Source organism: Bradyrhizobium sp. LTSP857 (assembly GCF_000938285.1).
In the GTDB taxonomy this organism is placed as follows: domain Bacteria; phylum Pseudomonadota; class Alphaproteobacteria; order Rhizobiales; family Xanthobacteraceae; genus Bradyrhizobium.
Genome location: NZ_JYMS01000044.1, coordinates 154,081 through 179,529 on the forward strand (window position 1 = coordinate 154,081; position 25,449 = coordinate 179,529).

Genomic DNA, 25,449 nt, shown 5'->3' on the forward strand with positions numbered 1-25,449 from the left:
TCTCCGTTCTCTCCCGGGAGGGAAGGTGAGCTACGCAAGCCAGCGCGGATTGATCGCCTGCTGATAGGTGACGCCGCGCACGGCATCGCTGAACTTCAGTTCGAACTCCATGTTGTGCGCAAATTGCTGCTCCGACAGTGTCGGCGGCATCGCGACGGTCATGCGTTGATCCGACACCGTGTGCTTGATCAGCGCGACGTCGGTCTGCTGGAAATACCGGTCGCGCAGCATCTGGCCGGCCGCATCGGGGTCGCTGCGGATCAATTCTGATCCTCTGGTCATGCCGCGGACGAGCGATGCGACGACATCCGGGCTCCTCTCGAGAAAATCCGGCCTGCCGCACAGCACGGTGTAGAGAAAGTTCTCGATGCCGGGCACCTCGCCATGCGACGGGCGCGCTGCCCAGACGGCAAGGCCCTCCTCCACCGCCTGGTTGTTCGCGGGTGCCGTGGTGTTGAAGCCGTCGATCTGGCCGGAGCGCAGTGCCAGATACATCTTGTCGAGCTTGACGACCGTGAGGCTAGCATCCTTCTCCGGATCAAGTCCGCCAAGCGACAGCAGATAGCGCCAGATCTTGTCGGTCCCGCTGCCACGGCCGGAGATCGCGAGCGTCAGGCCCTTCATGCGGGCCATGCGTTCCTTCAGCGGCATCTCCGGTACAAGACCGATCTTCTCAGCGGTCTTCCGGCTGATCACGGCGTCGCTCGCATATTGCGACATCAACGGAGCGAAGGCGTTGATCTTCTGGCCCTTGGCCACCGCAAGAATCACGTCGCTCATCACCAGACCGGCGACGTCAACGCTGCCGCCGAGGATTGCCGCCATGCTGTTGGTGCCGCTGCCGGTATCGATCAGGGAGACGTCGAGGCCGGCGTCTTTCATGAATCCGGCCGCCGTCGCCACCAGCAACGGCAGATAGGCGAATGTGTAGCCGCCGATCGCGATCGTGACCGGCTTGCCGCCTGCACCTTGCGACAGGCTTCGCGTGGCCGAGCCGATCAGCGCACCTCCAGCAATACCGCCCAGCATCATCCGACGCGTGATCATGATGTCCTCCCTTGTTTCTTTGTTGTCGTGGCGTCTCTCAGCGCCAGCGAAAGATCCAGCTCTCCAATCTGCCGAGCGCTTCATTCAGAAGGGAGGTGACAACCATCAGCGCAAACAGCGCGGCGAACACACCGGCGGTATCGAGCTGGCCCGCTGAGTTCTGCGTGAGGTAGCCGATGCCGGCATTGGAGGCCATCATCTCGGCTGCGACCGCGCCGACGAAGCCGTAGGGCAAGCCGAGCTTTAACCCCGTAAACAACCACGGCAGCGCAGACGGGAAGATCACCATGCGCTGGGTCGCGAATTTACCTGCACCCATGGTGCGGAGCGCATCGACCATTTTCAGGTCGACCTCGCGCACACCGCGCAGGGTCGAGAAGAACACCAGGAAGAAGACGCTGATGGCGGCCAGCACGATCTTCGGCGCGAGCCCGATGCCGAACCACATGATGAAGAGCGGCGCGAGCGCGACCTTGGGTACGCCGTAGATCGCCGTGACGAAGGGATCGACGGTGCGATGCAAGGTGTCGTTCGCGCCGACCAGCAGCGCAAACAGAACGCCGGCCGTCGCTCCCAGCACGAATCCGGCAGCGGTTTCCTTGAAGGTGATCAACAGGTGATAGCCGAGCTGGCCGCTCGCGGTCCATGCCACCAGCGTCCTGAATATGGCGGCTGGGCTGCTCACCCAGAACGGATCAAGCAGCGTTCCCGATGCGGACTGCCAGGCCGTCAGCATGACGACCACGAAGATCGCGCGATAGAGCCACACGCGACCGGATAGACCGAGCGTCGGTTCGGCTTGCGTCTCGGACAGCGCCTGTGTGCTCATGACGGCCGCCTCGCCGGCGGTTCGAGGGCTGTCCAGAGCCGCCGATAATGCTCCTCGAATGCGGGATGGAAGCGCACCTCGTGCACCTCGCGCGGGCGCGGAATGGCGATCGGCTCGTCGAGCCTGATCTGGCAAGGACGCGACGAGAACACCAGGACACGATCGGCGAGCGTGATGGCTTCGACGATGTCGTGGGTCACGAACACCACCGTCTTGCGATGCGCCGACCACAGCTTCAAAAGCTCGGCCTGGAGCACCAGCTTGAGCTGGGCGTCGAGCGGCCCGAATGGCTCGTCCATCAGGAGCACCGGCGGATCGTAGATCAGCGTGCGGGCCAGCATCGCGCGCTTGCGCATGCCGCCCGAAAGCTGGCTCGGATAGTGCCGCTCAAAGCCTTCGAGGCCGACCTGCGCGATCAGGTCGCGCACGCGCGCAGCGATCTCCGTGCGGCCGATGTTGCGGAGCTCCAGCGGGACGGCGATGTTCTGCTCCACGGTTCGCCATGGCAGCAGACTGTCGTGCTGCGTGAGATAGCCGATCCCGGTATTGACCGCCGCGACCGGCTCGCCTCGGCAGAACACCGCACCAGAGGTCGGCTGATCGAGGCCCGCAAGCAGATTCAGCACCGTCGATTTGCCCGAACCGCTCGGACCGACGATGGCGAGAAATTCGCCGTCCTGGAGCGAGAGGTTCAGACCACGGAGGACCTCGACCTGGCCGGTGCGCGAGGTGAAGGTCTTGCCAACCCCGCGCAGCTCGACAGCGGGCCGGCGCTGCGCCTCGCAACTTTGCGCGGGAACAACGGACAGGTGCGCCGATCTCATCGCATGGGCCTCCCTTGTATCTTTTTCTTGTTCTTGATCCCGTCTCGATATCGTGTCGTCAGACTTGGGCCGTCGCGCGCATCGCGAGCGCCCCGCCGGGGCCGCCGGCCCAGAGATCGAGCGCGTGGCCATCGCCCTTCCCTTCCAGGCTGAAGGGCGAACTCACGAACAGCGGCGAGACGCCCCTGAATTCAAAGGATCTGAGCGGCTTGCCGGCATGCCGCTCAGCAAAGCCTTGCAGCAGCGTCGCGGTCAGCGGTCCATGCACGACGAGATCAGGATAGTTCTCCTCCGCTTGCGCGTAGGACTGGTCATAATGGATGCGATGTCCGTTCGACGTCAGCGACGAATATCGAAACAGCAGCACGGTGTCGGGACGAAACTCCTCCGACCAAACCGCGTCAGGCGGAGCCGGCGTGGCCGCAGGTGCTGGCGATCCTGGCGCGGCCGCTTCGCGATAGACGATGTCCTGTTCCTCAGTTGCGCAGAGCGTGCCGTCGCAGGCGATGCTGTGGCTGACGGTCACGAACACCAGCTTTCCGGCCCGGCCGGATTTGACTTCGACCTTCAGAATGGTGCTCTCGCGCGCGCCTTCGCCGCCGATGGTCAAGGGCCTGTGGTAGGTGAGCCGCCCACCTGCCCACATGCGGCGCGGCAGCGACACCGGCGGCAGGAATCCGCCGCGTTTGGGATGTCCGTCCGTTCCCAGCTCGTGACGCGGCATGACCCGGTTGAAAAAGATCCAGTGCCACCCGGCCGGCAAGGTCGCGCCGGCCGCATAGTTTCCCTCGATGCCGAGCGTGGCACCGAGCGCTGCGACACGATCCGGCGCGATCCGCTCGCGGATCGTCTCCTTGCGGCCGACCCAGGCCTGCCAGTCCTCTCCGGCAAGTGCTGCGCTCTCGCTCATGACGGCAACTCCACTTCAAACGGTCAGTAAATCACCTGCTGGTCGATCAGGCTTTGGCGCTCCTCGCAGCTTAAGCCGAGCAGCTCGCCGAACACGTAATCCTCGTCTTCGCCAAGCCGCGGCGTACCGCGCGCCATCCCGGCATCGGACTTCGAGAAGCGGATCGGTACCTTCAGCGCGGCACGCTGATGCCCGGTCGTATCCTCGACATCGACGACGGTCCCGCGATCGCGCAGATGGCGGTCGTGCGCGATGTCCTCCATGTTGCAGGAGATATGTGCGGCGATCCCCGCGGCCTGAAGCACTCGCTCGGCTTCGGCCGCCTCGCATGTCATCGTCCAGTGCTCGATCTCGCCATGCAGCGTCCGCCGGTGCTCGTGGCGGCCCGCGGCAGTCTGAAACCGCGGATCGACCAGCAGATGCGGCGCATCGATCAGCCTCACCAGGATCCGCCATTCGTCGTCTGAGCGCACCGCGATGGTCAGCCAGCGATCCTCGTCACGGGTCCGGAACACGCCATGCGGCGCCATCCGCAAATGATCATTGCCGATACGCGCGGGCTCGCCGCCGGAAGCTGCGAACAGCAGTGCCTCACCGACCAGCGAGCAGGCGACCTCGCGTGCGCTCACGTCGACATGGCCGCCACGTCCGGTACGGCGAAGGCGATAGACCGCGGCCACCGCCGCCATTGCCGCATTCATGCCGATGCTGTGGTCCATCACATGCCGCATCTCGACCGGCGGACCATCCTCGTATCCCGTGAGATAGCCGAGCGCCCCCCAGGCGCCGAACAGCGGCGCGTAGCCCGCAAAATGCGAATCCGGTCCTCTCTGCCCCGACGACGAGACGGACACCATCACCACCGACGGTTTCAGCGCCGCCAGCGCCGCGTAGTCGAGACCGAGCCGCTCCATCACGCCGGGCCGGAAGCTTTCGCAGACGAGATCGCTGACGCCGACCAGCTTCTTGGCCAGTGCGACGCCCCTTGCATCCTTCAGGTTGATGCGCACCGAGAGCTTGTTGGACGCGACCTGGTCGAAGCTCGCAGGTCCCATCCGGCCGTAGACCGGATGCGCCTTGCGGAAGATGTCCGGCCGCGCCGCGCTTTCGATCTTGATGCACTCGGCGCCCAGTTGCGACAGCATGTGCGTGCAGAACGGTCCCGCGGCATGCAGCGTAAAATCGGCGATGCGAACTCCGGCGAGCGGCTTCATGACGCCTCCGCGGTGACGGCCGGCTGGTCGCGACGACGCCTGGACGTGAGCAAATGTTGATGTTCGCCGAGCCGCGGCGGCCCGGCCTTCAGCGTCGGTGCCGCGCCATCGACATGGAATGGCGCCGACAACATTGGCAAACGACCTGCACCGGGAATTTCGACCGGCTGGAACAGGTGCCGCGCGCGCTCATGCGCACCGGAAAGCACCTCGGCGGGGCTCGCATATTTTGCCATGGGGACGCCCAGCGTTTGCGCCTGCGCCACGACATCGGCGGTCCGCTGTTCGAGCGCCCAGGCCCGAATAGCACGGTTAATCTCGGCACCGCGGCGGCTCCGCTCCAGCGAGTCCGCAAGCGCGGGATCCTGCATCCAGTCGGGACGCCCCATCAGCTCGACCAAGCCGCGCCATTGCCGCTCCTCGAGCGTCAGGAGCTCGACATAACCGTCGGCGCATTCGAGCACGCCGCCATATTTGAACGAGCGCGTGCGGCGGTGCTCCAGCGAGCCGTCACCAAGACGCTGGAGCGCGAATGCGCCCACGGCGAGCGCGGCATCCTGCACCGAGACGTCGACGCTTTCGGCGCCGCCGTGCTCTCGGCCGATCAGTGCAGACAGCGCTCCGAGCGCAGCGACCACGCCGCCCTGGTATTCGGCGAAGTGACCATATACCTTCAGCGGCGGACGATCGGGAAAGCGTTCGGCAGCCAGTCCATTGGGCAGCAGGAAGCCCTCGCCGGATGCGTGGATCAGGTTGATCTCCTCGGCCTGCCAGCCGGCCTTCGGTCCGAAGGCGCCGAAGGGCAGCACCGAGACATCGACCAGCTTCGGGTAGCGCGCCCGGAGGCCCTCTTCGTCGAGCTCCAGCCTGATGCGCTCCTCAGGGCGGAGATCGTGAATGACAATTTCAGCCGCCGCCAACAAAGTGGACAACTCGGCCCGCCCGGCCGGCGTTTCGAAATCGCAAGCGACGCTCTTCTTCCCCGCCGCTAGGTAAGCGAACAGCGCGCTGGCCTCGTTGGTTGGAGGAAGCATCGGCGGCTCGTGACGAAGCGGATTGCCATCCCGCGGCTCGACGAGAATCGTCTCGGCGCCGAGCGTGGAGAGAAGACGGCCGGCATAGCCCGCAGCGACCCCGCGCGAGATTTCGACGATGGTCACTCCCGCCAACAGCGGCGCAACAGCCCTGTCCGTCATGGCAACGCTTCCCCTTGTTGTTATGGGCCGACGCCCGGGAGCATAATGTGCATGCTCCCGGATATTCTTTGCGTCCGCTTTAGCGGATCGTCGGCAGCTCGAGATTCAGCCCGGATCCATCGAAGAACACATTGTTTTTCACATCGCGCGACGGCAGCATCACGGTCGCAAGGCCCGGCGTGGTCAGTTCGCCGCGCTGGTTCTCGCCGCGGATGTCGAGATCGACCAGCGCAAAACCGTCCTTGACGTATTTTCTGGCGACCTTGCCCTTGCACCAGGTGGAATCGCCCATCGTGTTGAAGCGCCGCATCTCGGTCCGCACGCGCTTCAGGAAGGCGGCATCGCCCATCCAGTTGGAGACAAGGCTAGCGAGCCAGGACGAGCGTTGCGGGCCGTAATCGTAGGTGCCGGGGACGCCGACCTCCTTCGCCACCGATTCACGATGATGTCCGATGCCGGTATATTCGATGCCGCCGCCGGCCTCCGGATTGCGGAAGAAATGGCCGGGATGCTTGACCGCCGATTGCAGCACGATGCCGTGGGTGTGGCCGCGGCCGCAGCCGACCAGGAAGCCCATCGTGTCCATCAGCGAGAGCGGACCGCGCACGATCGGCGGCAACTCGTCGCCTTCGTTGACGTCCTCGAAATAGCGCATCGTGGCGCCGCGGATCCGCTCGTCCTCCTTCAGGATGGCTTCGTCGAGTGCGGCGAATTCATCGGCGGTGTATTCGTAAGGCTTAATGTCCTTGTACTTGCCGGCGTCGCGCGCGGCCTTGCGCTCGTGGCGCGTGCAAGTGCCGAGCGCGCGCGCCACCATCTCACCGCGCTGGTTGGAATAGGTCGCTTCGACATATTGCAGCACGAGGCGGCCGGAGAACTTGCTTTCCTTCTCCTCGATGCCGACGACGCGCTCGATCGCTGTGATGCGGTCACCGGGACGGATATGGCGGAACAGCTCCCAGTCGTTGCCGGCGTAGAAGCCGTGCACACCGGGAAGGCCCCAGCGGGTGCGGCCGATCCAGCCGAACGCCATCGGAAACATCGGATGAGCGACATTCGTGCCGTAACGGCTCTGGCGGCCATGCTCGGCGTCGCGATACAGCGGATTGAGATCGCCGATGCCGTTGCAGAAATTGCGGATCGTGTCTTCCGTTGCGTCCTGGAGATACGGCCCCTCGGGGCGAAGCTGAAGACCGATCATGCCGCGCGCCTGCGCGATCGCCTCGTCGGTGATCTTGCCTTCCGCCGGTGCGTGACCGACCTCTTTTTCCATCACATCTGCCATTGTCGTCTCCAATCCCTGTATGAGTTGCGGTTTGCTAAGCTGCGGGTTTCATCGCGCGGGCCAGCGCTGTTGCGGCGGCGGAGGCAAGACCGTCCAGGTCGCGCGCGATCACGACGCCGGCGCGATCGAGCGCTGTGACCTTGGCGGACCAGCTCTCGGCGTGGGAACCGATCATTGCGGCGGCATGCCCCATCTTCTTGCCCGCAGGTGCAGTGCGACCCACAAGCAGCGCCGCCGAAGGCTTGGCGTCTGGACGTCCCGCATATTCAGCAAGCGCATATTCTTCCGAACCGCCGATCTCGCCGAGATAGATGATGGCGCGTGTCTCCGGATCGTCGTGGAACAGCGCGATCGCCTCCGCCGCGTTGACGCCGCGCACGGGATCGCCGCCGATGCCGATGACGCTGGTTTGGCCGAGGCCGGCCTGCGACAGGCGGAAGCATGCTTCATAGGACAGCGAGCCGCTGCGCGAGATCACGCCGATCGGTCCGGGCCTGTAGCAGAACGACGGCATGAAACCGAGTTTGGCTTTGCCGGGAGAAATCAGGCCCGGCGAGTTCGGGCCGATGAGATACGCGCCATGCGCAAGCGCGGCCGCGCGCATTTCCATCGCGTCCAGCACTGGCAGGCCATCACCGGGATAGGCGATCAGCGGACAACCGGCCTCGACCGTCTCCAGCACCGCATCGAGTGCGACGACGGCCGGCACATAGATCAGTGCGGCGTTAGCGTGCGTCTCGGTCATTGCAGCCGCGACGGAGGAGAACACTGGAACACCCGCGATGGTCTGACCACTGCGCCTGGGCGCCACACCGGCGACGACCTGGGTCTGGCTCTGCGCGAGGTCCTTGACCGAAAACGTTCCGAACTTGCCGGTAATGCCGACGATCAATATGCGCGCATCGGCATCCAGGAGAATGCTCATCGCCGCACCTCCGCTACTCGCTTCACGATGTCGGCAACAGCCGCCTCCAGCGTGGCGTGGTTCTGATGCCCACCATCGCGAAGGATGGTCGTCGCGAGGTCGCTGCGCGTGCCATTGAGCCGCAAGGTCACCGGCTTTACCGACGTCCGCTTGCCGAGAAGCTCGACCAGGGTCTTGGCCACACGATCGGTGTGCAGTCCGCCGCCGAACATGCTGACGAGAATTCCCTTCACCTTCGGGGCGCGGTCCAGCAGATCGAAGGCGAGCCCGAAGCCCGCAGGCGTCGGATTGCCGCTGACGTCGAGAAAACAGGCGGGCTGCGCACCGGCGCCGTCGATCGCATCCATCGCGGCCATCGTCATGCCGGCCCCGCCCGAGATCAGGCCGATCTCGCCGTCGAGCCAGACCAGCATCAGATTGGCTTCCTCGCACAGCCTGATCCCGCGGTCGGCCTTTTCACGCGTCGTCGCGATCGCCGCGGCGGTCTCCGCCCTGCGGAAGGCCGCGGCCTCGTCGAGGACGATCTTGGCATCGGCCGCGACCAGTGCGCCGCTCTTGGCAACGACCAGCGGGTTGATCTCCACCGTCGTGCATTCGTTCGCCAGCGCGATGTCGAGCAGACGCCGCGCAACGGAGATCACGCGCTCGCGCACCCTGGCGTCGGGCTCGACCGGCTCGAGCAGACCGCGAAACACGTGGGCGCGGAAATTGCGCGCGAGCCCGACAGGGTAGCTTAGCGGTGGTGGCCCGTCCTCGATGTTGACGCCGCCGCGCGGCGAATACAGCACGTTGAAACCGCCGACGCGGCTGTCGATCGCGACCGCAAGATAGAGCTCACGTTCGATCTCGAGCCAGGTCTCGACCAGCACGGATGCCGGCGCCTCGCCGGCAAACCGCATCGCCATGATCGCGCCGAACGCCTCTTCGAGTTCGGCGGCCGAGCTCGCCTTGCGGATGCCGCCGGCCTTTCCGCGGCCGCCCGTGGCGACCTGCGCCTTCACGGCGACAGGAAGATCGATGCGACAGGCCCTGACCTCGTCAAGCGAGCGCAATTCCTGACTTGAAGGTGTGGCGACGGCAGCGGCGCGAAGCAGCACCTTGCCTTGGGCTTCAGTGACTAGCATAAAATGCATAATGCATTATCAAAAAGCAGTGTCAACACGCCTTCCGTCCCATTTCTTAAGGAACAGGCATCGTATTTTGTCGATTTAGCTGTGGTCGGGACCGAATCCGCTCATTTCGAGTGGAACCGGCACGCGTAATAATGCATTTTATTTGGTGAGTTCGACTCCCCCGCACCGGGATGCCGGAGATGGAGGCCGCCCACAACCGCTGGTTGCCCGGTCACCATTCAGAGCAATCAAGGAGCAGGCACGCGCATCCGCTGCGGCGTGCCTGACGCGAATGGCTAGCTCGCTCGACGTCGCGTTAGAACGACGTGCCGCCGCCGAACCTGAACTCCTGGACGATGTCGTATTTGCCCTTGGTGATCGGCACGGCGTAGTCGAAGCGCAGCGGTCCGAACGGCGAGGCCCAGATCAGGCCGACACCGACCGACGAGCGCACCACGCTGCTGTCGTCATATTGAAGGCCGCAGGTTGGGCAGGCCTTGGTGTTGACCTCGCCTGTCGCCGCCCAGGATGTCGGGCCCTGATAGCCCCAGAGCGAGCCCGCATCGGCATAGACCGCGCCCTTCAGGCCCACTTCCTTGGGCAGGAACCAGAACGGCATCTGCAACTCCATGGACGCGCCCCAGTACTTCGTGCCGCCGAGTGCATCACCGACCGCGCCGTAGCTCGCGTAGGTGATGTCACGCGGACCGATGCCGTTGGATGCGAAGCCACGCACCAGGTTCGGCCCCATCTGGAAATGATCCAGCATGCGTAAATCGTTATCGCCGATCTTGTTGAGAATGCCGCTCTGGAGGTGGATGACACCGACGATCTCGGACACCAGCGGCGTGTAGTACTTGGTGTCGACCGCGGTCTTCAGATTGGTCACGTCGCCGCCGACCCCCGCAAAATCCTGCCTGAAGTCGATCAGCAGGCCGTCGGTCGGGTTCTTGTTGTTGTCGAGCGTATTGTAGTTCAGCGTATAGCCCACTGCCGACGTCAAGGTCGGGCCGTTCGCCAGCTCCTTTCGAACCGGCAGTGTCGATTCGCCGTCGCCGTAGCAGCCGTAACCATAAACGCCCGAATCCGTGGCATTGGTCGGATCCACCCCGCCCAGGATATTCTTGATGTAGGCCGGCGTCGGATTGAAGGCCAGTGAGGTATTGGCCGCGTTGTTGTTACAATTGTTGTAGATGCTGGCGAGCGAGATGCTCTGCTGATAGAGCGAGTAGCGGAGCTGGAGCGAGAGATCTTCTCGCAGCGCGAAGCCGAGACGCGGCGAGAAACCCACCGTCGTCACGCCGTAGCTGGTGTAGCTGTTCGACAATTGCTGGCGCCAGTAGGTGTCGACTCCGAGCGCTATCCGGTAGTCGAGCAAATAAGGCTCGACGAAGGACAGCGATACCCCGCGGGCATATTGGCCGTAGGTCACTGACGCCTTGGCATAGAGTCCCTTGCCGAGAAGGTTGCGCTCGGAGACCGAGACTTCGGCGAGCGCACCGTCGGTCGTGGAGTAGCCGCCCGAGATCGAGAAGTCGCCGGTCGACTTCTCCTCCATCTCGACGATCAGGATCACGCGGTCGCTGGAAGAGCCGGGCTCCGTGGTGATCTTGACGCTCTTGAAGTAATCCAGGTTCTTCAGCCGGCGTTCGGCGCGGTCGACCAGTGCACGATTGTAGGCATCGCCCTCGGAGAGATCGAACTCGCGCCGGATCACATAATCGCGCGTGCGGGTGTTACCGCGGAGATTGATGCGCTCGATATAGGTGCGCGGCCCTTCATCGATGTTGAACACGACGGACACGGTGTGCGCTTCGAAATTGCGATCACCGCTCGGTCGAATCACAGCGAAAGAATAGCCGCGGCGCGAGGCCTCGATCTGCATCTCTTCGGTCGACTTCTCGAGCAATTCGACATTGTAGAGCGAGCCGACATTGACGCGCGAGAAGGTGCGCATCGAGTTTGCATCAAAATTGGCGATGCCGGAGCGGAAATCGACCGTGCCGACGCGATATTGCTGGCCTTCCTCGATCTTGAATGTGACGAGGAAACCTTTCTTGTCCGGATCATATTCAGTCAGCGCGGCCACGATCTGCGCGTCGGCAAAGCCGTTCTTGAGATAGAAGCGGCGGATCAGGTCACGGTCGGCCTCGACCCGGTCCGGATCGTAAATATCATTGTTGCCGAGGAAGGAGAGCAGATTGCTCTCATGCGTCTTGATCACGTCGCGCAGACGCGCGGCCGAGTAGGCGCTGTTGCCGATGAACTCGATCGATTTGACACCGGTCTTCACTCCCTCCTCGACCGTGAAGATGAGATCGACGCGGTTGCTCGGCTGCTCGATGATCTCGGGCGTGACACGCACGTCGTAGCGGCCTGAGCGACGATAGATCTCGGCGATCCGCAATGTGTCGGACTGCACCATCGCCCGCGAGTAGGTGCCGCGCGGCTTGGACTGGACTTCGGCCGAGAGCTGCTCGTCCTTGATCTTCTTGTTGCCCTCGAAGGCAACGCGGCCGATCACGGCGTTTTCCACCACCGACACCACAACGTGGCCACCGGACCGGCTGACCTTCACGTCCTGGAACAGCCCGGTCGCGATCAGCGCCTTGAGACCGTCGTCGATGGTCGCCTGATCGAGCTGCCCGCCGGCCTTGGGTGTGAAGTAAGAGCGAACCGTCTCGGCCTCCACGCGGCGATTGCCTTCAACCACGATCGCTTCAGCGGCTTGCGCCGCCGCCGGCTGCGGCAGCAGCACCAGAGGAAGTGAAGCTGCAATCGACACGCCACTCACGACGACCGCGACAAGCCAGGCCCGCAAAACCGACATTCCACACCTCAAGAGCACCTGACTGCTCTGAAACGAAACGGCTGTGGCCGTGGTGTGGCTTTGTGATTGCTGTACTGTTTCCGGGGATTGAGTTTGATTGAGCGGGCCGCCTTCGCCCATGCACCGAAAGCGGCATGTACGTCCCGTTTGCGCGATCGGCCAGCAACATCGCGTAAAACATGGCTTGTTTACAGACCGCAAGGTCGATGCGAGAGCGGTCGGCATCAGCCAACGCGCATGGAATGCCGCAATGAACCCGATCGTCACGACCGGACTGGCGCTGGTCGCCGTCCTCGCCTCGACCGTAACGTGCAACGCCGACACGACCGGCAAGCACGATCGGCAGCAGACGGCACGTGGGGCGGTCTATGACTACGGCCCACGCGGCCCCAATCACTCGTACCAGTCCGGTCCGCATACGCGCATCTATGTCAGCAAGCGGTCGTGGCTGGACGGCGGGACCGAGGTCCTGCCCGGCGATCGGAAGTTCAGCGACTACGCCCTTCCGCCCGGCACATCGTTCGCCCGCCAGAACAACAATCGGCCGCTCGACCGGCAACCCCTCAGCCCGGCCTCGGACCTCGGCGGATTTGAGCAGAGACTCCCGCTGTCCTGGTGACCTGCTTGCGGCCAGCCTGGCGGTCGTTGCAGGCGCGCGACGGCCGGCAATATCTTTTGATATTCAGCAACATTCGGCCGGTTGGAACACGGAGATCGAGCGCGAGCGGAGATCACGCCTGGGCTGCGGGTATTCGCCATCCGCGCGACTGGAAGGCGCGGCATCTTTGTCGTCGCACGCGATCACCTGTACATCGGCCGGAACATCGACATCACGGGCGGCTTGTCGACGCCTTGACCGCGCGTGCGGCAACGTTCATAGCATTCTTCGCCCCTTTCCCCGGAATTCTCATGCTCTCTGCCGACCGGCCCGCGACACGTCTTGCGACGCGGCTCGCCTTCTTGGTTGCCGGTTTTGGCATCGCCTGCTGGGCGCCGCTGGTGCCCTTCGCAAAAGCGCGTCTCGCCATTGACGACGGCGTCCTCGGATTGCTCCTGCTCAGCCTCGGCATCGGTTCGGTCGTCGCGATGTTCCTGACTGGCGTCCTGAGCGCGCGCTATGGCAGCAAGCCGATCATCATCGCGGGCGGACTCGGTCTCGCCTTCATCCTGCCGCTCTTGGCGATCGCGAGCTCGCCCCTGACACTGGCACTGGCGCTTGCCGCGTTCGGCGCGGCGCTCGGTTCCATCGACGTCGCCATCAACATCCACGCGATCGAGGTGGAACGCGCCGCGAGACGCCCGCTGATGTCGGGCTTCCACGCGCTGTTCAGTATCGGCGGCTTCGCCGGATCCGCCGTGATGACCGCCTTGCTCTCGCTGCAACTGGATGCGTTCGCGTGCACCTTGATCTGTTCGGTCCTGATGCTGCTCGCAACGGTGGTGGCCTGGCCACGCCTGCTTCGTTCGACGCAGACGCCGGAGGGACCACTCTTCGTGCTGCCGCGCGGAACCGTGCTGTTGCTCGCGCTGCTCTGCGCGATCACCTTCCTCGTCGAAGGCGCAATGCTCGACTGGGGCGCGCTGCTCGTCATCGGCGCGAGCCTCGTCTCCGCGACCCATGGTGGAATCGGTTATATCGTGTTCTCGATCGCGATGACCGTCGGCCGGCTGGCCGGAGATGCCGTCGTTGCCCGCATCGGGGATCGCGCGGCGCTGTTCTGGGGAAGCCTGATTGCAATCGGAGGCTTCATCGTCTTGTTGCTGGCGCCCGTTGCGGCCATCGCCATGACCGGCTTCCTGTTCATCGGCCTCGGTTCATCGAACCTCGTGCCGATCCTGTTCCGGCGCGCGGCCACGCAAGCTGTTATGCCCGTCGGTCTCGCCGTCGCAGCGATCACGACTGCGGGCTATGCCGGCATCCTCGTCGGTCCCGCCGGCGTCGGATTTGTCGCCCATGTTGCAGGACTCCCAACGGCGTTCTGGATCCTGGCCGCACTCATGGCGCTTGTCACGGTTTCGGCGCGCGTCGTGACGAGAGACCAGCGTTAGCAGGTCTAGCTGCGAGAGACTTTTGCGATCAATCATCTGGGCAGCCAGCAGCAGACGGGCTCGAGGGCTAGCTCTTCAATGCGAGAGCATCACGCATCTCCGGAACGGGAGACACAACGGCGCCACAGCGAAGAAATCCCTCGATATTGTCCAGAAGGAGCTTAGTCGAGACGGCATGGACTTCCGGCGCGAAGGCCGCGACATGCGGGGTCAGGATCACGTTGCTGAGGTCACGCAGGGCCGATGGAATGGACGGCTCTTCCTCGAAGACATCCAGCGCCGCGCCGGCAATGGTGCCGGACTTCAACGCCGTCACCAGCGCCGGCGTATCGACCAGGCTGCCGCGGCTGACATTCACCAGGAAGCCGTGCGGGCCCAGCGCCGACAGAACCTGATCGTCGATGATGTGATAGGTCTCGCCACCACCCGGCGCTGCCACGATGAGGCAATCGACGTTGTTCGCGAGCTCGAGGACGGACGGGTAGAATGTCCAGGGAAACTCGGCCTTCGCACGTCTGGCGTGATAGCTCACCTCCATGTCGAAGGCCTCCAGCCGTCGCGCAATCCGCTGTCCGATCGCGCCCATCCCGACCAAACCGGCTCGCTTACCGGTCGGAATCGGACGCGGCCCGAGATTTCCCCGCCACAGATCCTGCTTGGCGACGGTATCGAACATGTGCAGGTTGCGCATGATGGCGAGCAGCATGGCGACCGCATGGTCCGCCACCGCGGACGCGTTCGTTCCGGCACCATGCGTGACGACCACGCCCCGCCGACGCGCAGCCGGAATATCAACATTCTCGTAACCCGTCCCGATGCAGCAGATCAGCGACAGGTTCGGCATCATTCGGATGTCGTCCTCCGACGCACCGGCGAGTCCGGTCGTCACCAGGACCTTTGCTCTGGACAGGATTTCATCGCCCGGAGGCGGCCGATCCGACATCATGTCGTGGATGCTGTATTTTCCGTGCAGAGCGTCGCGAAACGCCTGTGCCTCCACCTTGAAGATCACATCGTTCAATCCCACCGGTTCCATTGCTCCTGTCCTGCTATCATTGGCGCCTGGCGACACCATTGGTGCTTCGGCCGCCTCGTTTGATTTGGTTGAATAAGCCTCTGCCCGAAGTGCGCTCACACAGGCCGCGACGACCGCAACAGCCGCGCCGAGGAAAAGGCAGACCGAGGGTGCGCCATTGGGCCCAAATTCCGTGAGCATGATCGCGACGATGGCCGCCCCGAGCGACTGACCGACCAGCCGCGCCGAATTCAGGCCGCCGCTCGCCGCACCACTCCTGGCCGGAGGCGCCGCGCTGATCAGCGCCCAATTGTTGGGTGACTGGAACAGCCCGAAGCCGACGCCGCACACAGCCATGCTGCAAGCGATGCGCAAAGGTGTCGCGCCGATGTCCAGAAGAGCCAGCGAAGCGAGGCCAGCCGCAAGGAGCAACAGCCCTCCGGTGCAGAGCTGCGCCGCCGAAAACCGGTTCACCAGATTGCCGGCCACCAAGGCGGTCACAATGACCGCCGCGGGCCACGGCGTGATCAACAGGCCAATAACGGCCGGATCGTGATAGCCGATATGTTCGATGAAGAACGGCAGGACGAGGATCGCCGACATCTGCGCGATGAACGAGCAGATCGACGTCAGCACCGCCATGCGAAACAGGGGACGCTTGAACAGGTCGATCGGCAGGAGCGGCGTCGGCTTTTGTCCCTCTCGTTGCAGATAGGCCCACCAGAACACCCCCGTGCCGAGAACCAGGGCGGCCAGAAGCCACCAGGACTGCTCGTGCCCGAAGCCGTTGAATGTGAACAGCAGCAAGCCAAAGGCCGTCGAGTAGAGAAATGCGCCGCCAAGATCGAATGGCCGAGCAAAGACCGGGGTCTGCGGGACCGAATAGAGCGCGACCAGAATGGCGACGATGCCGGTCGGTACGTTCACCGCGAACAGGCCGTGCCAGCCAAAATATTTGATGATCAGCGATCCGACCGGCGCGCCGGCGGTAAAGGCCGAGGCTGCCACGAACGAGTTGATGCCGATGCCCTTGCCAAGCTCATGCTTGGGATAGACGAACCTGATGAGCGCGATGTTGACGCTCAGAATGCCGGCCGCGCCAAGCCCCTGCATGCATCTCGCCAGCATGATGGTCAGGAAACTGTTGGACGCCGCCACGGCAGCCGACGAGATGGTGAAGAGCGTCAATCCGCAGAGATACACGCGGCGATAACCGAAAATCTCGCCGAGATTCGACAGCGGCAACAGCGTCACTGCGAGCGCGATCTGATAGATGCTCACCAGCCAGATGGCACTGGCCGGCGGGATATTCAGGTCGCGCGCGACTGCGGGCAGCGCGACGTTGACCATGCTGTTGTCAAGGCTGCTCATGGTCACGGCCAGCGTGATCGTGGCGATTGACAGATATCTGAGAGGCGTGGGCACCCCATCGCTGAGGTCCACGCGATTCATCCAACCCGGCGTCACTTGTCTTGTCTTTCGTGTCTCGGCCGTTGCTATCAGGAGTCGAGCACGACCCGCGCGCGGTCGGCAGACCAGCTTGCGATCACGTCAGTCCCGGCGCCGAGGCTTGGGAGCAGGCGCGATGCTACCGTTCCGGACAGGTTGGACAGCAGCGTCGCCCCGTCGCGCATCTTCATGTGCACGTGGGTCGTCTGGCCCTTGAAGACGACGTGCTCGACCGTCGCAATGACCTCGTTCAGGCCGGGTGTCTCGCCGGGCGTGGCAACCCGCAGCATGACCGATTCAGGACGTATTGAGAGAAGACGCTCGCCGTCGGTCACGCCTGTCTCGGACACGAGCGCTTCAGTTCCACACACCAATTTCATCTTTGTGCCCGTAGTGTCCGCGGCAACGACGGACCCTTGAATGAAGTTGGAAACGCCGATGAAGCTCGCCACGAAACGGCTGACGGGGCTTTCATAGACTTCCTTGGGCGTCCCGACCTGTTCAAGCCGTCCATCACGCATCACCACGACCCGATCGGCCATGGTCATCGCCTCTTCCTGATCGTGCGTGACCAGGACAGCGGTAATGCCCAGACGCTTCTGAATCTGCCGAACCTCGAACTGCATGTTCTCCCGCAAATTCTTGTCGAGCGCTCCCATCGGCTCGTCGAGCAGCAGCAGCGCCGGCTCGATCACCACCGCCCTTGCCAGCGCGACCCGCTGCTGCTGGCCGCCGGAGAGCGCCGCGGGAAGCCGGTCGGCATATTCCTTGAGTTGCACCATCGCCAGGGCCGTCTCGACTTTCTCTCGCAATTCGGATTGCCGCAGACGCCGCATCTGCAATCCGAAGGCGACGTTCTGCGCGACCGTCATATGCGGGAACAGGGCATAATTCTGGAACAGCATTCCGATGTTCCGCTTGTGCACGGGCACATGCGTGATGCGGGATCCTCCGATCAGGACCTCGCCTGACGTGGGCTGCACCAGCCCTGCGATCATGCGCAAGGTGGTCGTTTTCCCGCACCCGCTCGGTCCGAGCAGCGCCACCAGCTCTCCAGCCGCGATCCGCAGCGTGACATTGTCCACCGCTGTGGACTCGCCAAACGACTTGACCAGACCGGACAGCGCCAGATCCATTGTGGGCGGTCTCATGGCTCAGGCTCCGAAGGTTTGGTTGTATTTCTCGATGATCGCGCCGCGCTGCGGATTGATTTTCTCCCAGTCGAGAAGAATCAGGTTCTTGACCCGATCCTCGCCGTAGGGGATCGCCGCGGCGACTTCCTTCTTCAGGTCGACGTTCTTGACCGAGGGAGCGCCGTAGGTTTCTTCCGCCAAAATCTTCTGGACCTCGGGCGACAACAGGCGATCGATGAAGGCCGCGCCAAGATCCGGCTCCGGCGCGCCCTTGACGAGCGTTACGCAGTTCACACCGGCGAACGATCCCTCCTTCGGGCGCGACTGCACGATCGGCGCACCCTTGAGGATGTAGGGTTGAACGACCTTGGAGAAATCCGGCCCGCCTGCGTCCGCCTGTCCCTGCGCTGCTTGCAGCAGCGCCGCGCCGGTCGTGTCATAGACGGTCTGAACGTTGGGCTTCAACTCCGCCATTTTCGCCCAGCCCTTGTCCAGCTCGTACTGGGCTTCCAGGATCGGCTTTCCCGTCGCAAGCGAGGCGGCCAAGGCGAGCAACTGCACGCTCTGCGACTGTTTTGGCGTGATCAGCATGAAGCGGCCCTTGAACCGGTCGCTCCACATGTCGGTCCAGCTTTCAATCGGCGGCGACAGCGAGCTTACATACCAGGGCGAAATCTCGGAGATTGCGAAGGCAACGCCATGGTCGTCATTGTAGATGAAGCGCGAGAACGCATTCTGCATGTTCGGGATCTTGTCGCGCGGCAGCTTGTCGATGAGGCCTTCCGCCTTTGCGATCGGGATGCCGAGATCGTCCATCATCATGACGGAGTAGTTGGGATTCGCCTTCTGCGTCCTGAGAATCGCGATGTTGCCGAGCGTCACGTTCTCGGTCTGAAAGACCTTGCAGTCGAAATCTGCCTGGAATTTCGGGATGACCTTTTCCTTGATGACCTGTCCCTGAATGGAGGTGTAGGTCCCGATGAAGAGGCTCTTTCCGGCCGCCCACGCGTTCTTCACGAAAAAATTCGGACTCGCGATACCGACGGCGGCTGCGCCCAGCAGAGTACGACGCGAAACCGGACGGATGATCCTATTTGTCATAACTCATACCCCTTTTGATCAGACACCCATTGCACGCCGAAGTCCGACGATCTTTTCCAGGCCGACGACGGCCAAAATTCCCGTGAGGATCATCAAGCTCGACGTCGCTGCAATCGACGGGTCGAACAGCCTCGTGAGGCTGTCATGCAGATAGACCGGCAACGGCACATATTCGGCGTCGCCGAGCCACATCGAGATCGGATAGTCGTCGAAGGAAATCATGAAGGCGAACAGGCAGCCCGCCGCGATACCCGGGACGAGCTGCGGCACCGTCACCCTCACGAAGGCGCGGACCGGAGATGCGCCCAGCGTCAGTGCGGCTTCTTCGAGGGTCCGATCGACCAGCTCGAGGCTCACCGTGATGGTGCGCACCACATAGGGCAGCGTGACCAGGATGTGGCCGATGAGCAGATTGATGCTCGCATCGCGCATCCTTGTCTGCGAGAAAAGCTTGAGAAGGGCGAGACCGGTGATCAGGATCGGCAGGATCATCGGGGACAGTAGAAGCGCCCGGATCACGCCTGCGCTCGGCACTTTCCATCGATCAAGCGCATAGGCCGCTGGGAGCCCCAGGCACAGCGATATCGTCGTCGCGCCCAAGGCGATCAAGATGCTGACGACGAAGGAATGCCGAAAAGCAGCGTCGGACAGCACCTTCGCGTACCAGGCGAGCGTAAAGCCCTTGGGCGGGAACGTCGCGAAGTTCAATTCCGAAACCGACAGGGCAACGATCACGGCGAGCGGCGCAACGATGAACAACAGAATTGCCATCGCCGCGGTGTAGGTGACGAAGCCGCCTCCGCCGGAGAGCCTGCCGCTCGTCATTTGCGGCCTCCCGGCTGGCCGCGCCGCGTCAACAGCCCGATGATCCAGGTCGATGCCGCATTCGAGCAGAGCGCGATCGCGACCATCACGGAGGCGATGGCCCCGGTCATCGGCCAGTCGAACACCGTCATGGCCTGTTGCTCGAGTAATATTCCAAGCATCGAGGCATTGGTGCCGCCGAGCATTTGCGGTGTCACGAATGACGACGCCGTGAGCGCGAACACGATGGTCACACCGGCCGTGAGTCCCGGCACGCTGAGCGGCAGCGTCACGCGCAAGAACGCCCGCCAGGGCGGCGCACCGAGCATCCGGGCGGCCTCAACGAGAGATGGGTTGATGCGGGCAAGCGACGTGGCGATCGGAAGGACGATCAAAGGCAAGAACACATGGACCGAGGCGATGATCACCGCCCATTCCGTATACATCAGCTTGATCGTCGCCGGATTCCGGAAGACTAACGCGATCAGCCAGTTCAGCACGCCTGCGCGATTATTGCCGAGCAGCAGCTGCCAACCGTAGCATCGCACGATGACGCTCACCACGAGCGGCGCAACGACCAGGACCATCGTCAACCGGCTCAGCGACGGACGTCCATAGGCGATGACCATAGCAAGCGGGTACGCCAGCACGATCGAGATCAGCGACGTCCATACCGAGATGCTCATCGTTCGCAGGACGACCTTCTGATAGGCGGAGCTGAACAAGAGCCGGTCGTAGTTTGCGAAGGTCACGGGCAGACCGATATCGCCGGACCCGGATTGCGTCAGAACGCTGGCGCTCAACAGCGACAGTGAGGGAATGACGAGGAAAACAAGAAGAAAGCCGAGCGCCGGAAGCAGCAGGATCATCCCGATCGAAACCCGCAGCGCCTGGCGTCCGCGACGCGGCTTGGCGTTCGCCATGCTTTGATCCACGGTCGACGCCAGCGTCATCGCCTGCGCTCCACCACTTCGGCGACCTGCTGCGCGCGGTTCCGCAATAGCTTCTCCAGGAAATGAATATCAATCCCGCCCCGCACGAAGTCGGCATTCTCAAGCACCACCTGGTGCAGCTCGCTATTGGTGCTGACGCCATCGACCCGGAGCCGGCCGAGCGCGGCCTTGAGGCGTTCGATGCATTGAGCCCTGTCGTCGGCACGAACGATCAGCTTCCCGATCAGGGAGTCGTAATAGCTTGGCACGATCGCGCCGGCGCGCATGTGGCTGTCCATGCGGATGCCTTCGCCCGAGGGCACATCCCAGCCCGTGACCGTGCCTGCGGATGGAACGGACTCGAACGGCTGCTCGGCGTTGATGCGGCATTCGATCGCGTGGCCCGCGAAACTGACGTCCTTCTGTCGGATGCCGAGCGTCAGGCCTCCCGCGACCTTGATCTGCTCGCAGACGATATCCACCCCGGTGATCTCTTCGGTCACGGGATGCTCGACCTGGACGCGGGTGTTCATCTCGATGAAGGCGAAGGCGCCGTCCTGATAGAGAAACTCGAAGGTCCCGACACCGCGGTAGCCGAGCTCGCGGCAAACGTCGGCGCACCGCTCTCCCAACTCCGCGATGAGTGCGCGATCAATGCCGACGGCAGGCGCCTCCTCAATCACCTTTTGATGCCGCCGCTGCACCGAGCAGTCGCGCTCGCCAAGCCAGATGCAGTTGCCGAACTCGTCGCAGAGCACCTGGATTTCGATGTGCCGCGGATGTTCCAGGAATTTTTCGATATAGAGATTTCCGTCACCGAAGGCTTTCGCGGCAACGACCCGCGTGCTGATGATCGCGGGCGCCAGTTCAGACTTGCTCCTCACGATGCTGATGCCGCGGCCGCCGCCACCGCCCGCGGCCTTCACGATCACGGGGTAGCCGATCTTGTCGGCGATGGCCTCGCAGGCCGCCATGTCTGCTGGCAAAGCGCCGACGCTGCCGGGAACGCATGGGATTCCGGCGCGCAGCATGGCCTCTTTTGCAGCGATCTTGTCTCCCATCAGCCTGATCGATCGCGAGCTGGGGCCGATCAAGGTCAACCCCGCGGCTTCGACCGCTTCCGCGAAGCCGCCGTTCTCCGACAGGAAGCCGTAGCCGGGGTGGATGGCTTCCGCGCCGGTCGCCTCCGCCGCGAGCAGAATGGCGCCGATGTCCAGATAACTCGCGGCAGCGGGAGCAGGACCGATGCAGACCGCACGGTCGGCGAGCTCCAGATAGCTCGCGCCACGGTCCGCCTCCGAATGGATGGCGACCGCTCTCAAGCCCAACCGCTTGCACGCGCGGATGATGCGCAGCGCGATCTCTCCGCGGTTGGCTATGAGAACGGTCTGGAACCGCATTGCGACGAGCTCCGCTGTCAGTTCGCCAATTCCGTCAAGGGGACGATCTTGCCGCCCCCCTTCTCGACAGTTGCGCGAACTGTCTTGGCAATCTCGAGCGCGCCGGCCGTGTCGCTGTGAACGAGCACGCAGGCTGCTTCCATCTTGATGCGCTTGCCCGACATCGCGGTGATCGTGCTGTCGTTCATGAACTGGTCTATGCGCTGCCCGACCGCCGAAAGATCATTGATCAGCGCACCCGGCAGCTTGCGGCTGACGAGGTGGCCCTCGTCATCGTAGGCCCGGTCGGCGAAGATCTTGCCCACGGTCCTGAGACCAATCTTGCGGGCATATTTCATCGAGCTGCTGTTGGGTTGAAGGGCAACAATCAGGTTCTTGTCGAAGGCGGCAAAGACGTCGAGCATCATCTGGCCGTATTCCGGGTTGCGCTTGGACATGTCGCCGAGCGCACCGTGAGAGCCGGCATGCGTCACCTCGTAGCCGCCGACCTTTGCGATCGCCACGAGCGCACCAAGCTGATACAGCGCATGCTTTTGCCAGTCCCTCGGATTCATATCCATTGCGACACGGCCGAACCCGAGCAAGTCGGGCAATCCGGTGTGCGCGCCGAGAGCGACCTTGTTCTCCTTGGCCGCTTCCGTCATCCGCGTCATGATGACCGCATCGCCGGCGTGAAATCCGCAAGCGACATTGGCCGACGAGATCACCTTCATCAGGGCCTCGTCGTCTCCGCTCTTCCAGCGGCCAAAACCCTCGCCCAGGTCGGAATTAAGATCGATCTTCATGATGTTTCACTCCATGGCATCAGACGGCCTTGCCGTGCTTCAGAAGGAACAACGGGCGCGCGTGATCCACTACGTCGCCCGGACTGGCCAGCCGCTTCACGATCGCGCCTTCGAATGGCGCGACGACTGGCCGGTAAATCCTGCCGCTCTGAATCAGAGCGACGCATTCGCCTTCCCGCTTGGTCTCTCCGACTGCCGCGAGATCTCTCGACATCGCCGGATGTCTCGCAACAAACGTGCCAACTCCCGGCGACACGATCTCGACCATGTCGGATTCAGCAATTGCAGGGGGCGTCAGTGCGTCACAAGCACCTGCACTGGCGATCGGTTCGAAGATGCACTTGATGCTCTCGTCAGGGCTCGATAACTCGAACGCGTCGATCCCGTGCCTGCGCAGCAAGTCGACAATTGCTGTGATCCTGTGCAGCTTCTCGCTCATCGCGCCACCTGCATCCGGCAGTGGCTGCTGAAGCGAGCGAGCTCATTCAGGTACTGCGACACCTGTTGGCGCGCGCGGCCGGCGTCGTCGAGCGACACGACCGAGAAGCGCAGCGTGCGGCCCGGCGTCGACTGCGCCAGACGCCACAAATCCGACTGGAGGATATAAGCGATCTTGGGATATCCGCCCGCAGAGTTTCCATCGGCCAATTGCACGATGGGTTGCCCCGACGGCGGCACCTGAACCACACCCTGAACGATCGCCTGCGAGCGCATCTCGGTCGGGTCTGGTCGTCTCAGAGTGGGGCCCGCGAGCCGGTACCCCATGCGATTGCTCTGCGCCGTGATCGTCCAGGACGCCGTCTTGAATGCCTTGAGCGAAGCGTCATCGAACTGTGGCGCTTCGGATGCGAGGATCACGCGCAGGACGACCTCGTTCTCACCGGCCCAATCGTGCAGATTGGGCGTGAGCGCGGATTCCGGCGGCTCGATGCCGAAGCCGAAGGAGTCACGAAAGCGAAACGCCGCGTGCGGACCCGCTGAAAGAACATCGCCCGCGCTCAAATACCTCCCCGACAGCCCACCAAAAGCATCCCGCATCTGCGTGCTGCGCGAGCCGAGCACCTCCGGCACATCGATGCCTCCGGCGACGCAGAGATAGGTGCGGGCCCCGCGCATGGGCGCGGAGAGTTTCAAGGTCTGCCCCTCCCTCACCGGCAGCACCCACCAGGGCGGGATGGCCTTGTCATCAAGCGTCGCAGCGCAATCAGCGCCTGTCAGCGCAATGGCGGCGTCGCGCTGAAAGCAGATGGTCGCGGGGAACAACTGGAACTCCACGCCCGCCGCGTTCTGCGCATTTCCAAGGGCACGGTTTCCAGCCGCCAGCGCCAGACCATCCATCGAACCGGCGGTGCCGATGCCATAACGCCGGTATCCGAACCGGCCGAGGTCCTGGACCGTGTTGAGCGGAGATGTCTGGCGGATCTCGATCATCGTTCGATCCGCTCCACGCGAAAGCGAATGCGATCGCCCAGCGACACGATGCTCATCGGATCGCGCACCACATCGAACGGCATCGGCGCATCGGGCGCCCGGCCGATGACGTGCCATCCGGTCGGTTGGACGTCCGCACCACCCGGCTTCCTCGGCACACCCAGCATCGCTTGCGCCCCGGCCATCGACACCACACCGCCGACTTTTCTCATCACCGGAACGTTCCGGCGCGGAATGAAGAGACGACGATTGAGCCCGAACAGATATCCGAAACCAGGACCGGTGCCCGGCGCGAAGATCGTGTACTCCGCGTCCGAATGAAGCTTGACGACGTCCTCGACAGCGAGGCCGTGGTAGCGGGCGACATCAGGCAGATCGAGCCCCCCCTCCCCGCCATAGACGACGCCGATCTCCAGCAACTGCCCTCGGCGTGTCGCGCTCCGGCACTCCTTCCAGGCGCGAAGCAGCTTGTCCGCGCTTTCGACGAGGTCGCTTTCATCGGGATCGAGCAGCACCAGCAGGCTGTTCATGCCCGGCTGCGTATCCAGCACGCCCGGCCATTCGAGAACACGGTCGTTGAGGGCCCAGATCCGTTCCTGCGTCGGCAGCGCCAGATCGCCTTCGGCTTCGAGCAGCAATCCCTGGTCGCCGCAATGCGTGACCCGAGGCTCGGCAAGAATGGCGATCCGGCCGCTCAAGCGGGCTCTCCTGTTGTCCCGATGGGCGCAACGCTCATGAGCGGCTGCCCGACTGAAACGTCCGCCGCGTTTTCGGCGTCAATCCGAATAATCGTCCCATCGATCGGCGAGACGACAGGTATGAACACCTTCATCGCTTCGAGAATGCCGATCTGCTGGTCCTTTGCGACGCTTGAGCCGACTTCGACAAACGGCTTCTCGCCCGGCGCCGACGCACGGTGAAATACGCCATGCATGAAGGCCGATACGAGCTCTTCGGTCCTTGTCGGCGCGGGCCGTGGGGTGACTGATGTGCCCGATGGCACTGATCCGGGCGCACTTGCCGCGGGCGAGACGATCCCGCGCCCCGCAGCAGCACCTCGGCGAAGCTTCACGCTGACGTCGCCGTCCCTGAACTCGAACTCCGTGGCACCCGACCTGTTGAAGAGATCGATGACGCCTTCGATGAAGCTGATCGATGGAACGGTCATGGCGTGGCCT

Annotated in this window: 23 protein-coding genes; 2 read left to right on the forward strand and 21 right to left on the reverse strand. The window is 63.4% G+C overall.

Going from position 1 to position 25,449, the window contains the following annotated elements; translation table 11 throughout:
* Nucleotides 1–30: 30 nt before the first annotated feature.
* From UP06_RS27475 to bamA, 10 genes are all read right to left on the reverse strand, one after another.
* Entirely contained in the window at nucleotides 31–1,047 is a 1,017-nt protein-coding gene (locus tag UP06_RS27475; protein ID WP_045006795.1) for an ABC transporter substrate-binding protein, read from the reverse strand.
* Between the two features lie 37 nt (nucleotides 1,048–1,084).
* The gene (locus UP06_RS27480) at nucleotides 1,085–1,876 is read right to left on the reverse strand and encodes an ABC transporter permease (protein ID WP_045006796.1); all 792 of its coding nucleotides are present in this window, start codon (nucleotides 1,874–1,876) and stop codon (nucleotides 1,085–1,087) included.
* Nucleotides 1,873–2,700 (reverse strand): ABC transporter ATP-binding protein, encoded by an 828-nt coding sequence (locus UP06_RS27485; protein WP_082081631.1) that lies wholly within the window; start codon nucleotides 2,698–2,700, stop codon nucleotides 1,873–1,875. The genes UP06_RS27480 and UP06_RS27485 overlap by 4 nt, the downstream gene beginning before the upstream one ends.
* Before the next feature lie 58 nt (nucleotides 2,701–2,758).
* Nucleotides 2,759–3,610, reverse strand: coding sequence for an HTD2 family dehydratase (locus UP06_RS27490; RefSeq protein ID WP_045006797.1), 852 nt, complete (start codon nucleotides 3,608–3,610; stop codon nucleotides 2,759–2,761).
* A gap of 23 nt (nucleotides 3,611–3,633) precedes the next feature.
* Complete coding sequence (locus UP06_RS27495; RefSeq protein WP_045006798.1) at nucleotides 3,634–4,824, reverse strand: CaiB/BaiF CoA transferase family protein; 1,191 nt, start codon at nucleotides 4,822–4,824, stop codon at nucleotides 3,634–3,636.
* Entirely contained in the window at nucleotides 4,821–6,020 is a 1,200-nt protein-coding gene (locus UP06_RS27500; protein ID WP_045006799.1) for a CaiB/BaiF CoA transferase family protein, read from the reverse strand. The genes UP06_RS27495 and UP06_RS27500 overlap by 4 nt, the downstream gene beginning before the upstream one ends.
* A gap of 79 nt (nucleotides 6,021–6,099) precedes the next feature.
* Complete coding sequence (locus UP06_RS27505) at nucleotides 6,100–7,305, reverse strand: FAS1-like dehydratase domain-containing protein (protein WP_045006800.1); 1,206 nt, start codon at nucleotides 7,303–7,305, stop codon at nucleotides 6,100–6,102.
* Nucleotides 7,306–7,339: 34 nt separating this feature from the next.
* The gene (locus tag UP06_RS27510) at nucleotides 7,340–8,230 is read right to left on the reverse strand and encodes a succinate--CoA ligase subunit alpha (protein WP_045006801.1); all 891 of its coding nucleotides are present in this window, start codon (nucleotides 8,228–8,230) and stop codon (nucleotides 7,340–7,342) included.
* Nucleotides 8,227–9,363: an ATP-grasp domain-containing protein gene (locus tag UP06_RS27515; protein ID WP_082081633.1), complete on the reverse strand. Its 1,137-nt coding sequence runs from the start codon at nucleotides 9,361–9,363 to the stop codon at nucleotides 8,227–8,229. Before UP06_RS27515 ends, UP06_RS27510 begins: the two co-directional genes overlap by 4 nt.
* A gap of 295 nt (nucleotides 9,364–9,658) precedes the next feature.
* Nucleotides 9,659–12,172, reverse strand: a complete 2,514-nt coding sequence (gene bamA / locus UP06_RS27520; protein ID WP_045006803.1) for an outer membrane protein assembly factor BamA — start codon at nucleotides 12,170–12,172, stop codon at nucleotides 9,659–9,661.
* Between the two features lie 250 nt (nucleotides 12,173–12,422).
* Between bamA and UP06_RS27525 the strand changes: the two genes are divergently transcribed.
* Entirely contained in the window at nucleotides 12,423–12,791 is a 369-nt protein-coding gene (locus UP06_RS27525) for a hypothetical protein (protein WP_045006903.1), read from the forward strand.
* A gap of 290 nt (nucleotides 12,792–13,081) precedes the next feature.
* On the forward strand, nucleotides 13,082–14,221 hold the full coding sequence (locus UP06_RS27530; protein WP_045006804.1) for an MFS transporter: 1,140 nt from the start codon (nucleotides 13,082–13,084) through the stop codon (nucleotides 14,219–14,221).
* A 67-nt stretch (nucleotides 14,222–14,288) separates the two neighbouring features.
* Here UP06_RS27530 and UP06_RS39310 read toward each other — a convergent pair whose 3' ends face one another.
* The 11 genes from UP06_RS39310 to UP06_RS27585 all read right to left on the reverse strand — a co-directional run bounded on the left by UP06_RS39310 (nucleotide 14,289) and on the right by UP06_RS27585 (nucleotide 25,439).
* A complete protein-coding gene (locus UP06_RS39310; protein ID WP_197087403.1) occupies nucleotides 14,289–16,679 on the reverse strand; it encodes an MFS transporter in 2,391 nt (796 codons plus the stop codon).
* A gap of 56 nt (nucleotides 16,680–16,735) precedes the next feature.
* Nucleotides 16,736–17,821: an ABC transporter ATP-binding protein gene (locus UP06_RS27540; protein ID WP_050032095.1), complete on the reverse strand. Its 1,086-nt coding sequence runs from the start codon at nucleotides 17,819–17,821 to the stop codon at nucleotides 16,736–16,738.
* An 18-nt stretch (nucleotides 17,822–17,839) separates the two neighbouring features.
* Nucleotides 17,840–18,835, reverse strand: a complete 996-nt coding sequence (locus UP06_RS27545) for an ABC transporter substrate-binding protein (RefSeq protein WP_197087405.1) — start codon at nucleotides 18,833–18,835, stop codon at nucleotides 17,840–17,842.
* Nucleotides 18,836–18,937: 102 nt separating this feature from the next.
* Nucleotides 18,938–19,744: an ABC transporter permease gene (locus tag UP06_RS27550; protein ID WP_045006807.1), complete on the reverse strand. Its 807-nt coding sequence runs from the start codon at nucleotides 19,742–19,744 to the stop codon at nucleotides 18,938–18,940.
* Entirely contained in the window at nucleotides 19,741–20,646 is a 906-nt protein-coding gene (locus UP06_RS27555) for an ABC transporter permease (RefSeq protein ID WP_045006905.1), read from the reverse strand. The genes UP06_RS27550 and UP06_RS27555 overlap by 4 nt, the downstream gene beginning before the upstream one ends.
* Nucleotides 20,647–20,672: 26 nt before the next feature.
* The gene (locus UP06_RS27560; RefSeq protein WP_045006808.1) at nucleotides 20,673–22,055 is read right to left on the reverse strand and encodes an acetyl-CoA carboxylase biotin carboxylase subunit; all 1,383 of its coding nucleotides are present in this window, start codon (nucleotides 22,053–22,055) and stop codon (nucleotides 20,673–20,675) included.
* A gap of 17 nt (nucleotides 22,056–22,072) precedes the next feature.
* Nucleotides 22,073–22,840 (reverse strand): LamB/YcsF family protein, encoded by a 768-nt coding sequence (locus UP06_RS27565; protein ID WP_045006809.1) that lies wholly within the window; start codon nucleotides 22,838–22,840, stop codon nucleotides 22,073–22,075.
* Nucleotides 22,841–22,859: 19 nt separating this feature from the next.
* A complete protein-coding gene (locus tag UP06_RS27570; RefSeq protein WP_045006810.1) occupies nucleotides 22,860–23,279 on the reverse strand; it encodes a biotin/lipoyl-containing protein in 420 nt (139 codons plus the stop codon).
* Nucleotides 23,276–24,271 (reverse strand): 5-oxoprolinase subunit C family protein, encoded by a 996-nt coding sequence (locus UP06_RS27575; protein WP_045006811.1) that lies wholly within the window; start codon nucleotides 24,269–24,271, stop codon nucleotides 23,276–23,278. Before UP06_RS27575 ends, UP06_RS27570 begins: the two co-directional genes overlap by 4 nt.
* Nucleotides 24,268–24,969 (reverse strand): 5-oxoprolinase subunit B family protein, encoded by a 702-nt coding sequence (locus tag UP06_RS27580; RefSeq protein WP_045006812.1) that lies wholly within the window; start codon nucleotides 24,967–24,969, stop codon nucleotides 24,268–24,270. The genes UP06_RS27575 and UP06_RS27580 overlap by 4 nt, the downstream gene beginning before the upstream one ends.
* On the reverse strand, nucleotides 24,966–25,439 hold the full coding sequence (locus UP06_RS27585) for an acetyl-CoA carboxylase biotin carboxyl carrier protein (RefSeq protein WP_050032100.1): 474 nt from the start codon (nucleotides 25,437–25,439) through the stop codon (nucleotides 24,966–24,968). The genes UP06_RS27580 and UP06_RS27585 overlap by 4 nt, the downstream gene beginning before the upstream one ends.
* Nucleotides 25,440–25,449: the final 10 nt, after the last annotated feature.